Source organism: Alkalihalobacillus sp. NPDC127517, from assembly GCF_050276055.1.
GTDB lineage: Bacteria > Bacillota > Bacilli > Bacillales > Bacillaceae_D > Alkalicoccobacillus.
Window position 1 is genome coordinate 218,077 of sequence record NZ_JBNNQX010000006.1, and the last position, 13,476, is coordinate 231,552.

General features: G+C 40.4%; 14 protein-coding genes. 3 read left to right on the top strand and 11 right to left on the bottom strand.

Translation table 11 applies throughout. The features are described from left to right. The first annotated feature begins 93 nt into the window (after positions 1–93). Positions 94–501 carry a YueI family protein gene (locus ACQKKO_RS10205; RefSeq protein WP_498646810.1) on the top strand — a complete coding sequence of 136 codons (408 nt, stop codon included), beginning with the start codon at positions 94–96 and terminating at the stop codon, positions 499–501. Here ACQKKO_RS10205 and ACQKKO_RS10210 read toward each other — a convergent pair. The 10 genes from ACQKKO_RS10210 to ACQKKO_RS10255 form a co-directional block, all read right to left on the bottom strand. Beyond that, complete coding sequence (locus tag ACQKKO_RS10210; protein ID WP_498646812.1) at positions 498–1,958, bottom strand: spore germination protein; 1,461 nt, start codon at positions 1,956–1,958, stop codon at positions 498–500. The two genes, ACQKKO_RS10205 and ACQKKO_RS10210, sit on opposite strands and share 4 nt — an antisense overlap. A 69-nt stretch (positions 1,959–2,027) precedes the next feature. After that, positions 2,028–3,539, bottom strand: coding sequence for a rhomboid family intramembrane serine protease (locus tag ACQKKO_RS10215; protein ID WP_498646814.1), 1,512 nt, complete (start codon positions 3,537–3,539; stop codon positions 2,028–2,030). A gap of 116 nt (positions 3,540–3,655) precedes the next feature. Then, on the bottom strand, positions 3,656–3,913 hold the full coding sequence (yqgO, locus tag ACQKKO_RS10220) for a protein YqgO (RefSeq protein ID WP_498646816.1): 258 nt from the start codon (positions 3,911–3,913) through the stop codon (positions 3,656–3,658). A gap of 8 nt (positions 3,914–3,921) precedes the next feature. Next, positions 3,922–4,932: a ThiF family adenylyltransferase gene (locus ACQKKO_RS10225; RefSeq protein WP_498646923.1), complete on the bottom strand. Its 1,011-nt coding sequence runs from the start codon at positions 4,930–4,932 to the stop codon at positions 3,922–3,924. Positions 4,933–4,961: 29 nt separating this feature from the next. Continuing rightward, positions 4,962–5,750 (bottom strand): DUF92 domain-containing protein, encoded by a 789-nt coding sequence (locus tag ACQKKO_RS10230; protein WP_498646818.1) that lies wholly within the window; start codon positions 5,748–5,750, stop codon positions 4,962–4,964. Continuing rightward, positions 5,747–6,310 (bottom strand): 5-formyltetrahydrofolate cyclo-ligase, encoded by a 564-nt coding sequence (locus tag ACQKKO_RS10235; RefSeq protein WP_498646820.1) that lies wholly within the window; start codon positions 6,308–6,310, stop codon positions 5,747–5,749. Before ACQKKO_RS10235 ends, ACQKKO_RS10230 begins: the two co-directional genes overlap by 4 nt. 59 nt (positions 6,311–6,369) lie before the next feature. Then, on the bottom strand, positions 6,370–6,519 hold the full coding sequence (gene rpmG, locus ACQKKO_RS10240; protein WP_054712094.1) for a 50S ribosomal protein L33: 150 nt from the start codon (positions 6,517–6,519) through the stop codon (positions 6,370–6,372). Between the two features lie 101 nt (positions 6,520–6,620). Beyond that, positions 6,621–7,382 (bottom strand): hypothetical protein, encoded by a 762-nt coding sequence (locus ACQKKO_RS10245; protein ID WP_498646821.1) that lies wholly within the window; start codon positions 7,380–7,382, stop codon positions 6,621–6,623. Positions 7,383–7,398: 16 nt separating this feature from the next. Next, positions 7,399–10,161 (bottom strand): 1,4-alpha-glucan branching protein domain-containing protein, encoded by a 2,763-nt coding sequence (locus ACQKKO_RS10250; protein WP_498646824.1) that lies wholly within the window; start codon positions 10,159–10,161, stop codon positions 7,399–7,401. A gap of 19 nt (positions 10,162–10,180) precedes the next feature. After that, positions 10,181–10,729 (bottom strand): DUF4912 domain-containing protein, encoded by a 549-nt coding sequence (locus ACQKKO_RS10255; protein ID WP_498646826.1) that lies wholly within the window; start codon positions 10,727–10,729, stop codon positions 10,181–10,183. 305 nt (positions 10,730–11,034) lie between these two features. Here ACQKKO_RS10255 and ACQKKO_RS10260 point away from each other — a divergent pair, with 305 nt between their 5' ends. After that, positions 11,035–11,421, top strand: coding sequence for a hypothetical protein (locus ACQKKO_RS10260; protein WP_498646925.1), 387 nt, complete (start codon positions 11,035–11,037; stop codon positions 11,419–11,421). Continuing rightward, positions 11,414–11,944, top strand: coding sequence for a hypothetical protein (locus tag ACQKKO_RS10265; protein WP_498646828.1), 531 nt, complete (start codon positions 11,414–11,416; stop codon positions 11,942–11,944). The genes ACQKKO_RS10260 and ACQKKO_RS10265 overlap by 8 nt, the downstream gene beginning before the upstream one ends. A gap of 94 nt (positions 11,945–12,038) precedes the next feature. On the opposite strand, the gene ACQKKO_RS10270 is transcribed toward ACQKKO_RS10265, so the two are convergent. After that, the gene (locus ACQKKO_RS10270) at positions 12,039–13,367 is read right to left on the bottom strand and encodes a CitMHS family transporter (RefSeq protein ID WP_498646829.1); all 1,329 of its coding nucleotides are present in this window, start codon (positions 13,365–13,367) and stop codon (positions 12,039–12,041) included. Positions 13,368–13,476: the final 109 nt, after the last annotated feature.

Here is a 13,476-nt window from a genome sequence, read left to right on the forward strand (position 1 = left end):
TGTGTCTCCTTTCACAAAGTACAAACGTATATGATATGTTTATGTAGACGAAAGTAAAAAGAGGACAATCAATCTTATTGGAGGCTACTCATCATGAAAAAAGTGAATGACATTCTAGAAGAAGCCATATATGGAAAACCTGAGATACGCCCACAGGAAAGAAAGCTATTTCTCTCAACGATTCTTGAGCGAATACACGTTGCTCTTACTGTTAAACAGGTGGTTTCAGGAAATGAGTACACAGAGGTAGCTAACGCAATGAACACACAAAAAGATGTCCACCTGTATATCAATGGACACCTTTCCTATCAATTTTATTCTCTTTATACAAAGCTTGCATCAAAAGCCAATGTACCTTTTACCATCGTTACACCAACGGAGTCTACTCCCATTGGGCTAGTTGTAGCAAATGCGTCACAAGCCATTCAACCTGCAAATGCATCTGTTTTTATCGAGGATTCATTATATGAAAAGGACATGGCTCCCTTTAATCAAGATTAACGATCAGGATCACGTGGATGCAAAACGGTTGGACGTCTATTTTTTAATGGCATGGGTGCTCTAAAGACTACATCGCGCATCGCTCGATAATCAAAGGGAATGAATGGCCACATATAGGGCACATTCATGACTTTCATTTTACAAAGGAGAATTACCCAAAGTGTTATACCTAGTATGTACCCACTCACTCCAAATACAGAAGCTAAAAGCAAAAATGCCACTCGAATGATACGGTTAGCAAGACTCAATTCGTAGCTTGGTGTAGCAAATGTTCCAATTGCTGCCATCGATAAATAAAGGACAACCTCTGGCGAAAATAATCCGACATCTATAGCCACTTGTCCAATTAATAGAGCAGCAACTAAACCAAGTGCTGTAGCGAGTGCCGTAGGGGTATGAATGGAGGCCATCCGTAGCATCTCAATCCCAACCTCAGCTATGAGAAATTGAACGATTAAAGGAATTTGACCATTTGATTCGGTCCCTATAAAAGAGAGTGCTTGCGGAAGTAACTCAGGCTGAATCGCTAGAATGTACCACAAAGGTAGGAGAAACAACGATGACCATACAGCTGTAAATCGAACGAGTCGCTGAATGGCTCCGACAATTGGTTTTTGTCTATACTCTTCAGCATGCTGAAGATGGTGCCAAAAGCTTGTTGGGGTAATAATAGCGCTAGGCGACCCATCTACCAGGACAATGAGGTGTCCCTCATAAAGATGCGTAGCACTAACATCTGGTCTCTCTGTATAACGTACAAGTGGATATGGGTTATAGTGCTGACCAAAAACGTACTCTTCAATCGATTTATCTGCCATTGGTAAGCCATCGGTTTCTATGGCTTGTAGAGCAGTGTGGATGTGTTCAACGTAGGAAGGATCAGCAATATCCTCAATGTATAAGATGGCAAGATCAGATTTCGAACGCCGTCCCACTTTTACATACTTAACGCGCAGTGTCTTGTCTCGAACTCGTCTGCGGATTAGCGCCGCATTCATAACAATGGTCTCAACAAAACCATCCTTTGAACCTCTTATAACCTGCTCTGTATCCGGTTCCTCAGGTGAGCGAACCGGATATTCGCGTGTATCCATTATGATTGCGTAAGTGAACCCTTCTACAATTAACGCACATGGTCCCGCTAATACTTCTTCAATCACTTGATCTAAATCCTCTGCTTTAGATAGTTCAACATATGGAATAACTTGTTCCATTAAGACATCTTCAAATTGATCTATCTCTTGCTCGTGTCCATCTAAATAATGGAGTTGTTTCTGGATTTCGGTGATCGCACCATCCTTACCGAACCCATCTACAAGGATGAGAGCCATTTTCCGATTGGCATGCTTCATTTCTAGACAAATTAAATCAAAGCTCTCATCAATTGCTAGTTCTTTTTTTAGATACGTAAGATTTTTATGAAAGTCTGTTGAAAACTTAGTGCCCGTCCGTTCCATACGTCTTCACCCCTGTTCTTACACATTATTCGCAACAGTCGCAAAGAACATGTATGAGCAGGGCACAAATTACGAAGTTTCTTCTATTTGTTTTTGAAGATCTAGATACATTTGTTCATCAGGTTCAAGTGTAATCGCTTCTTCAATCAACGACTTTGCTTCGTCAGTGTTTCCTTCAAGGGCATAGGCGAGAGCTAGATTATAGATTGCTTCATGAAATTCTGGCCTTATCTGTATCGCTTCTTCAAGTAAAGGAATAGCCTCCGCGTTTTGATTCTGATTTAAATAAATATAAGCTAGATAAAATGGCACCTCTGGTAGCTCTTCTTCAGAAGCCTGTGCACGCTCTAAAAAAGGTACAGCCTCATCTAAGTCGCCCTGATTAATATACTCAGCCGCAATCTGCAGATCGGTTTGGGCATGATTTGAAGGAAACTGATTTCCAACAACCCATAATGTTACGGCAACCACGATAACGCCTATTCCCCCACCGTAACGGATCCAGAAGCCCTTCTGAGATGGCAATTTAACAAGGGCTGCTGCTAAAAAGCCGCCTGCAAGTCCACCTAAGTGTGCACCCATGTCAATTCCTTGTACCACAAAACCAAATACTAAGTTAATCACAAGAATCACCATCACATTTTGACCCATGGTTCTAAAAAAGAGTTCGCGATGGATTAAACCAAAGTATAGCAAAGCACCAAAACAACCAAATATCGCACCTGATGCTCCAGCAGATACTGCCCCCATAAAAGCAAAACTAGCGAGAGAACCAATCAGACCGGCAATCATATAAATTATGAGAAATCGGACTGACCCATAGATGCGTTCAACTAGCGTCCCTAAGAAGTAAAGAGCTAATCCATTCATCATTAAATGGAAAAACCCAATATGCAAAAACATTGCACTAAATAGACGCCACCATTCCCCTTCCATAATGAGGGGGTTGTACTTTGCGCCCCATTGAATCAAATTTAAGGTGTTTGTACTACCACCCGCATATTCTAACCAGATATACATGAGAATAATAGCAGCAAGCATGACATATGAAACAATCGGCTTTCCTCTTGAAAAAGTCTGCTTCTCTTGGTCCTGCTTCTGTTCAACAGAACGTCTTACGGCTTTTTTGTAGTGGGCTATATCCTTTTCGTATTCTTCGTCGTCTTTTAACTCATATTCGTTTGGAAGTTCAAAAGACATTGTGTCAGATTCTCTAGCTTCTTGGTCAATGAAGTACGAGCTCATATGTACCTTACCATTCGGATGACTCATCTTACGTTTAACAAGATGCTCCCAATCATCAACGGGAGGTAACACCGCAACGTATACACTTTCTACTTCTATCGTTTTTAAGCGTAGCTGTGCTCTTAATCCATCTAGCTTTGCGAATGTTGTTTCCATGTTTTGTTTTAGTTGATTAGACCAATCAAAGTCAGCACGAACGAAACGAATGACCTTTTTAGTTGATTCATTTGTTAACCATACTTCATTTGTTTGCAGGGATATCACACGGTGATGTTGCTTCGTCGCAAATGTATAGACTAGTTTCCAGAAATAAGCATCTTGTTTGATTACATTCATAGCTGCACTCCCCACTTAAGCATTTAGGTGATAAATCCAGTATATCAAGATATTATGATAAGCTCCCACTCATAACACTTAAAAAAGCCCGACATTAAACTTGTCGGACTTTTATCTTATTCAACAGAAGGAATTTGGCTTTGATGAAAAACAATTCCTGAAAGTTTATTTCGGACAAATGGAATTTTTAGCGCAAAATGAATAATCATTCTGCGTAAGAAAGGGTATTTAAAAACACGATTAATGACACGATATCGGTTTGCAACTGTAAGATAGATCGCTAACACAACAGTTATGGCTGTTAATGCATTTCGGATGTGGATCTCCTCCTTTCTCTTACGTTGTGAAGAAAAGAGGCTTTTTATCCAATCCATTACTTGATTTAATTGCCGATATAACGACTAAATAAGCTTTTTGCTCTGCTAATTTCTTCCGTACCCTGCACAAGCACGCGACCATCAGGAAATATCACAAATCGTTCGCCCTCATGAAGAGAAATCCGAATCAGAAAAGGTGTTTGCTTAACGTCTTTAGCTACAGGCTCTAGTCGCTTGCTCCATTCCTCTAAGTCCATTGGGACGCCACGATTAATCTGAACTGTTTCCCTTCCACACATCGTTGTTGCTTCATCAGATGAACGTTCAAGATGAACAAATGACTTTTGCTGACAAGTTGGGCATTTCTCTTTTGGTTTTGTAATGGAAATCTGATGTTGGCGGTTATTCCAGACATCGATTGAAACTAAAGCGCGGCGAAGTTTATCATGTTCACCCGTTACCCACTTTAATACTTCTACACATTGTATAGAAGCTATTATATCAACGATGGGACTAATTACACCGATGGTATCACAGGTATCACCAGTTGAGGTATCAGATTGAATTAGACAAGACAAACAAGCCGTCTCACCCGGGATAAACAAGCTAGTTAGTCCATTTGCCCCGACAACGCCACCATAGGCAAACGGAATGCCCATCTTAAAACAAGCATCATTTAAAAGAAACCGTGTTTGGAAATTGTCTGTTCCATCTAATACAATATCAATTCCATCCATGAACTCCATCACATTTGTCGGATTTACATCCCCTACTATTGATTCAAGCTGAATAGATGAATTAATTGCTTGAAGCTTTTGTTTTGCTGCCTCAGCCTTAGGTACATGCATCTCTACATCATGTTCATCAAATAACATTTGTCTCTGCAAATTACTCATTTCCACGTAATCGCGATCAACCATTCGTACGTGTCCTATTCCCGCACGAACAAGATGATTCGCAATAGCTGTACCCAGTGCTCCCATCCCAACAATAAGAATGGATGCCTCAGACAGCTTATTCTGGCCCTCTTTTCCTATTCCTGAAAAAAGCATTTGTCTTGAATACCGTTCATACATCTTATCCAATCCATTCACTCCACTCTAATCTACAAAATCATATAAGCAAACCCAGCTCCAGTTACTGCCCCCATTAATGTACATAGAGCATTTACCGTATCATTTGTGACCCACTTTAAACCACTTCTATGTATGGTTTCTTGCTGACAATGAACGAGACGTTCTGTTGTTTCTCCACAAACGTCACATGTATAAGTTACCTGTATGGTTGCACCAAATATTGTATCTGCAAGATTACCAACAAATCCTGCCACAATAATCCCACAAATGATCGGAAATTGCCAAGTAAATGAATCCCAGGTAAATAACATAGCGCTGACTGCAATAAAGGCACTTCCAGCTAATGCAGCGATTGTCCCTAATAGACTCACTGCACCAGACGTACCAGCTTGGACACGTTTAAAGCTGAGCACGTGAAAGGGATTTGACTTATTTAATTTTCCGATTTCAGAAGCCCAAGTATCAGAATTAGCTGCAGCTAAACTAGCAATAAAAGCTGCCTGATAAATGGCTGAAGGGTAAAATGCATGCAGTACTGATATAAACGCAGCAACTCCTCCATTTGCCAAAACCTGATAGGCGTCTCGTTGACTGCCCTTTTCCTCAATCAATCCCTCACGTTTCGGTTTGAAAATAGAACTTAAAGCAGAAGAACTAATAAAAAAAGCACCCAATACAACTAATCCATTTATGCCGAGTCCATAACTAATACAAAACCCTACCAAAACTGCTGTAACAGCTCCTGAGATCGTTAATTTCTTAAATTTATAGGCAGACCAAGCTAGAACGACAACGACTACAGCTAAGATTAAATTCATCTTAATACACCTCCCGGATAAAGAAGATGAGAGATCGCTTGATCATGTTGCTCGATTGGCAAGTGCGACACAATCTGCTCTTGAAAAAGCAAAGAAACCGTTGTCCCCTTAAATTGCGGCAAATACCGGTCATAGTATCCACCACCAAAACCAATTCTGTAGCCTTCGTTTGTATACGCAACACCAGGAACAATCATTAAATCAATGGTACAAGCACTCTGAATGGTTGTTTCAGAAGGCTTAGGTTCTTTTAACCCAAACACGGTCTCTTCTAGTTGTGAAAAATCACGGATATGATAAAAGTCCATTTGTTTTGTTTGTTGTTTAATTCGAGGAAGGACAACTTGTTTTCCTTGATCCCACGCCTCACGAATGATTGGTAAGGTATCAACCTCAGGAAATCTAGATATTGTTAGAGCGATGCAATTCGCTTCTTGCCAGAAGGGTTCCTTGTACAGGTGACTCGCAATTTGACTGGACTGCAGCTCGTATTCAGATTGAGTAAACAAAGAAAGGGTATGTAAAACGGACTGACGAATCTCACGTTTATCTTGATTCATTCATCTCAAGCCCTCTTTCGTATAAAGTCAAAAAAAAATAAGCGGCGAAAATCGCCTGCTTATTTTGTCTCGCGGTGAAGTGTGTGGCGCTTGAGGCGCGGGCTATACTTTTTAAGCTCAATACGTTCAGGGTTTGTTCGCTTGTTTTTAGAAGTGATGTACGTACGATCACCAGTTTCCGTGCAAGCAAGAGTAACTTGTACACGCATATATTTATCCCTCCAAACATTCCTTACTTTCTTTCATACTTGATTATGATAGCAAATCAAAGAGCAGGAATCAAGTGTTTTTTCTTTACAGTTTATCCCGGTTATCTTTGGGCATTCGTTTGTACGCTATGATGAGCTTCTTCAAGACCCATTAAACTCTCATGATGTAGCACCCACATGTTCCCTTTTATCTCTTGATGAGGCTTCATATTTGCATTCATAACGATTAAACTTTCAGCTGAACCACTGGCAAGAGGTGAAAATAAAACGGTTCCTGTTTGATCATTCCAGTTTTTTTCGTAGGAGCCCGCCTCATAACGAACTTGAATGTCATCCTCAAACCTTGCGGCAACTAACGTACTCATATGCTCCTGATGATGAATCAAGGCCCGTTCCTCTGGTACATAAAAGGTTAGTGCCTCCTCATGATCAGGTATCAACGGCTGCTGATGAATAAGAAGCTTAAAGGAAATATGCTGATCTGACTGATTCTTTATACTTAATGTTCGTACAAAGCCATGATCATTCTGATTCGAGCGATCAAATGCAGTGATTAACAGATGCATGCCGCGATGGTAAGCATGACTAACAAGCAGTTCATTTTTTTGATAATAACCGGGAAACAAATCCCATTCACTTGTTGAAAACCACGAGGTCCCTTTGTCTGTCCAAATCCCCAGTCTGGTCTTTGGAGTCAATAGATCCTCTTTATGTGTGAGCATGGCTTGTCGATTTGAACCAATTTTAAGTTGACCATCCATGCTAAAAGTAGACTGAGTAAATGGAGAGTGAAGAACAGGATTTTGAGAAACCAACCTCTTTTCTTCCGTCCACAAGAATTGTTCAGATCGTATTGGGTCCATTCCATTGCGCTCCTTTTTAGGTAGTAGTAATGACTCGCTCATTCACCACTTCATTTATTTGTTCAAGTGTGCAATCTGCTGTTCGTTGCCACGTATACACTTCTGCACTCTGGGCAGCCTGCCCGGCTAATCTAGCTCTTTCTAACGGTTCATTAATCAATATCCGCAACTGTTTTGCTAATTCTTTCACATTACCAGGTTCAAATAGTAAGCCGTTCTTTTCATGCGTAATTAATTCCTTTAAACCACCAACATTTGAGGCGACAACAGGCTTTCCTATACTCATTGCTTCAAGTGCTGACAGTCCAAATGGCTCGTACAAACTTGGAACCACCACAATGTCTGACCCTTCAAGCTTCACTAAACAATCAGATGCCCCTAGAAATCCTGTAAACGAAACATACTTTGTAAGCTTAAGCGACTCAGTTATTTGAAGGAGTCGATCATAGAAAGGGCCTTCCCCCGCCAACTGCAATTTTATGTTCAATCCATCGTTTCTCAACAGTTGGACCGCTTCTAATAAATGCTGAAATCCTTTCTCTGGAACAAATCTGCCGAAGCTAAAAAGAGTGACTGCCTGATTAAATGTGTTGCGTTCTCGTTTTCCAGTGAACCTGGACGCGTTTGGAATAACAAACAACTTAGACTTTGCAATCCGGTATTGTGAATGTAGTTCCTGTTTCATTGATTCACTACATACAATGACTCGCTTGGCTTCATGCATTAGTCGCTCTTCTTTAGCTTTAATTAAGCTTTGGCGTTGATTCAAATTTCCTTTCATTCGTCCTTGCTCTGTTGCATGAATGGTTGCAATCATTGGTATCTGTAATTTTTGTTTTAAACCAATAGCCGCCACACTGACTAACCAATCATGGGCATGAATCAAATCAATCTTATGCTCTTTGGCTAATGCTTCCCCGGCTTTTACCATGGCAAAGTTTAACCCGCCTATCCAATCATGAAAACTTGGAGCATGTGGCTGTAGACTTTGAACTCGGTGAACATGTACGCCTTCTACTTTTTCATACGTAGGTAAGCCACCTACATAGCTTGTTACCACGTGTACGATCACATCTTTTTTTGTTAAAGCACCCGCGAGGTTTGATACATGAATCGATAAGCCTCCGGCGGTAATTGGTGGATACTCCCACGTTAAAAGTAATACTGCTGGTTGATTTGCCTTTTTGAATTCCACTTGGTTACCTACAAACGTTTGTGTTAAAAAGGCCTCTCCTTTTAGATTCATGAGAAACGGATAGGCTTTTTCATACCGAACGATGTCAGCTGGCGTCACTGTCCCACTTAAAAACGCTGTAAGAAGTTGATTAAAACGCTTCTCGTGCTCCCTTACACGTGAGATGGCATACTCAGTAGCCGTGTCTCCGTCCATAATGAATGCCCAATCACTACTTGTCGCTAACATCCAATCACGAATAAGCTGGTTAAGCACTCGTTTTTCATGATCTGTGGCTTCCTCTTCATTATATTGACCTATTAACGTACATAACGTCTCTTCCATCTTATGAAAAATCGGATAAACCCAAGAATTCTTCTCGTTGATCCAAACACTGCCATAACCGTCTCTTCCCCAGGTTGTAAATGGGACATCTACGGTCTCCAAGTCTCTTACATGTGCTTCTAAATAAAGCTCCGGTGTGATCCATTCTATAAGATGATGCGATTGCTTAATTAAACTCTCAATCCATGTCGGCCCTTCAAACCACCAATGTCCAAATAATTCAGCATCAAATGGTGTGAGCATAAGATACGGAGGGAAACACTGTGCCCTATTAAGCTCAGTCTGCTCTGCAACTTTCTCAATAAAATGGTTAGCATGAGCAATCACTCGCTCATCAGCCGTCTTAGGAGAATAGAATGCCTTCGTCTCACCATGACCGGTCACTCGACTAAATTTAAGACCTGTATCAAAACGAATTCCCTCAGGGTGCATATGAGGCTTTATGTATGACCACTCTCGCTCATAAGCAATGTCTCTGTAGAACTCTCTGTACCATTCATCCCCTGGATAGCCATCTGTGGAGCTCCATACTTGCGCAGAGAGGCTTGTATGCCTTGGAAAGAGTGCAACACCTTGCTTACTTAAAACAGGTGCGCCACTCCCCTTCTCTGGACGAGGGCTTGCTTCTGTTAATGCATGCTCGTCAACAAACGTATATAGAATTCCTTCTTCTGCTAGCACCTTGTCCACTCGATCATTAAAGGCACATTCAGGAACCCAAAATCCTTTAGGTCGGAATTGAAAGTGCTTTTCAAAACAACGTATTCCTTCTTGAATCTGTAGTCTTACCCCTTCCTCTGTTAATAAGTATGGAAGGAATGTATGTGTTGCAGAGGATGTTATACATGTAATCAGTCCTCTGAAGTGAAGATCTTTAAAAGCTTTAAGTAATTGTCCATTCCATTTTTTAAGAAAGTCGCGAATAAGTGAATATCTACGTTTGTAAAACACTAATAAGTCATCTGGAACCTGATGCTGCTTCTGAAAACGAGTTTCCTTCTTTAATAATCTCTCTACATTCTTTAAATAGCTTAGATATCGTTTTTGCAATAATGGATCTGCTAGCATCTCCATAAGTGGTGGCGAGAGTGAGAGCGTAACAGCATGAGCATGACCTGCTTGGTCAATTGAATGGATAAGTGGAATATAAGATTCAGTTATAGCTTCGAATAGCCAATTTTGCTCTAAACGATGATCCTCTTCATGCCTAACATAAGGCAAATGGGCATGAAGAATAAGTGAATAATACCCTTTAGTCATTGCAGCTCTCCTCTCTTTATTACTCGTAGATTGTATAGGCGCTAAATTGATCCTGCCATTGGTCAGTTCCGAGGTTTACTTGCTTCCACTCAAGTGGGCTTGGCTCGTTTTTGCTCAATATGGGTGTATTAATTGTGTTGGTTCGAAACAGAGGCAGAAACTGCTCATCGTCTTGTCCCACTCCAAATTCCGCTAAATAGGAGCACCCCGAGTCTAACTGGTGAAAATGCCAGTTATCGGTCATCTCCGGCACTTTAATTTCAATAAATCGATTCGAATATCCATTTAAAAAGATAAGTTTCGTTACATCATGTAATCGGATTTTCTTATGGAGTCGTCTCCAAGATTCATTAAAATGAAGAGCTACTATATCTCTTGTTTCCTTTTGAATCACCCAATTCATTACAACACTTGTTGGACTTTGTACTAATAAAAAAGCTTGATCCGAGTGAACCCATAAAAGCGGTTTGCTCTTTGAGGAATCGTTAGTCCCTTTGCGCTTAAATAGGAAGGGTTTGCTAGTTGATTGTAATGAAAAAGACACTGAGCGTTTGAATTGACCAGACAAGCGATCCATCCCCCTTCTCGTTAAGAACCGAACCTTTTTAATTGGTAGTTCCTAAATCATATCGCCTGCGTGGATTCGGTACAAGAAGGGTAAATTGTCTTAATTTGTCTTAAGTCTTGTAAGTAAAGCTAGGTCTACAAAAAAAGTAAATGACTTTTAAGAACACCTTCATTTGCATCATGAATATGTGACATTTCAACTAAATATCACTCTTTTCCTTAAAAAAATCGTTGATTCGATCGAAATGTCTCGAAAACACATGTATAATAAAAAACGATCAATTTAATTAAGGAGGCATTTGTTTGATGACAATGGAATGGACACTAGCGATCCTACTTGGCGTAGCGGTGTTACTTATACTACTTTCATTTTTTCGAAAAGAGAGAAACTCGAAGTATGAACAGCAAATTGAGAACATGTCAATTTCGTTCATGCAGGAAATCTACCAGTTAAAAAAGCAAATTCGTACATTAGAACTAGATGCAGAGATTGTAGCGCAGCATACCCCTCTTGCTACTCGCTCAGAAACGCAGGTTCAAATTATGAGGGATGTTCTTGATTTGCATAAAAGAGGCTATTCAACAGAAGGAATCGCATCTGAAACTGGTTTAAATGCAATGGAAGTTGATCAAGTTCTTGCTCCCTTCTTAGACCGCCCTGAAGAAGGTAAGAGGGTGTATACCCATGGCTAATTCGTTAAGAAGTTTCTCAATTGGCTTAATTGTAGCCTCCGTAGCGTGTGGAGCGGTTTATTTTACGAACACCTCCAATGAAACGGATGCAGAAGCACAAGCTGAATCCTTACTTACTGATGATGAAATGATTGAACAACTAGAAGAACAAGGATATTTGGTTCGAAACTCAGAGGAATGGGAAAACGAAGTGAATACGGTGATTGATACGACTCGACTTGAGGTAGAAGCAGAATATGCTGCCAGAGAGGAAGAGGAATCCGAAGAAGAACCTGAATCCGAAGAGGAAGAACAAGAAGAAGAACCTGAGCAGGAAACGGAAGAAGTATTCCTGTTGATTATTCGTAACGGAATGACAAGCTTTAATGTTGCAGATGAACTCGTTCGCGGCAACATTATTGACGATAAGCAAGAATTTGTCAGACAAGCTGAGCAACAAAACCTAGCAGGTTTCTTAAAACCAGGAGCGTACGAAATTACAAGTGGTATGTCTACTGCTGAAATCTTTGATCTTATTACGTAATTCGGTACCATACCTTATTATTCGTCATCGTTCTATATATCCCTCTATCTTTCTAAAAAAAGCTAGCGAAATGACTTCGCTAGCTTTTTTTATATTAAATAACCCCTATTGCCACAGCTACTAAAACTAGAACGATACTAAAACCCCACATCCATAAAAAAGAATACCGGATGTGCTTACCCATTTCTGCACCAGCGAGCCCAATTCCTAACCAAAGTGCTGGTGAAAAAGGACTAACAAAAGTACCAATGACATTACCAATCAGCATGGCGTATGCCGTCGAAGCTGCAGACACTCCAAATTGTGAAGTAATCTCTTGAGCAATTGGCAGAAGAGCGAAATAATAAGCATCTGTACTTGTTAATAGATCTAACGGTACACCAAGTAAACCGATAATAATATGCAAATTCGGAATGACCGCTGATGGTAAGACATCAATTAACGATAAAGCGATCGCCTCAAGCATTCCAGACTCCCTGATGACACCTAAGAATACGCCAGCAGCAAGAATAACAGAAGCCATGGAAAGCGCACTAGGTGAATGAGCTTTAATTCGTTCCATTTGTGTTTTTACATTCGGATAGTTAATTAAAAGAGTTACACCTAAAGCGACCATAAAAATGAGTGGTGGCTCCCATGTCGCCTCAAGCAATGCAAAGACAGTTAGTACCATAATGGCTATATTAACAAATATTAATTTTGGGCGAAGTAACGATGCTTCACTGCTTTCCTCTACACTAGCAGCTTGTTCTTGCAGAGCCAGATCACTTGAATGCGATTCTTTTATTTCACCATTCGCAAATTTTCGTGCAATTCGACGTTTCTCTCGGAAACCAAGAAAAATGGCTAAAAGAATAATCATTACTAAACCAATAATTTGTATAGGGATTAATGGTCTCCAGACATCGGAGGCTTGCCCCCCTATTACCGACGCGACTCGACCAGTCGGACCAGCCCAAGGCACCATATTCATTACAGATGCACTTGTTGCAATAATTAATAGCAATAAATAACGACTCATGTGTAGCTTTTTGTATAGAGGAAGCAATGCAGGAATAGTGAATAAAAATGTCGTCGCACCCGCACCATCTAAGTGGGCCACAGCACCAACAATAGCTGTACAAGCCGCAACCGTCACAACATTCCCTTTTGAAACTTTGATTAGACCTGAAATAAGTGGATTAAATACACCCGTATCCTGCATAATCCCAAAAAATAAAATGGCAAAAATGAACATAATGACAACATTCATTACGGAATTAATACCAGATTCAAAGAATGCCGAAATATCGGCAGGTCCAAAACCAGCTGCAAATGCCCCGATAATTGGAATCAGAACCATTCCTACTACGGGACTTATTTTTCCCCACATCAATAAACCAACAATCGTTATAATAATTAAAAGTCCGATTACAGTTAACATATAAAACCCTCCTACTCTCATTCTCAGCTGCACTTTAATGGAAGCGCTTTATTTAATCTTTGTATCACTGTAACCGATTTCACATTGTTAATACAATTTACGCCGATAA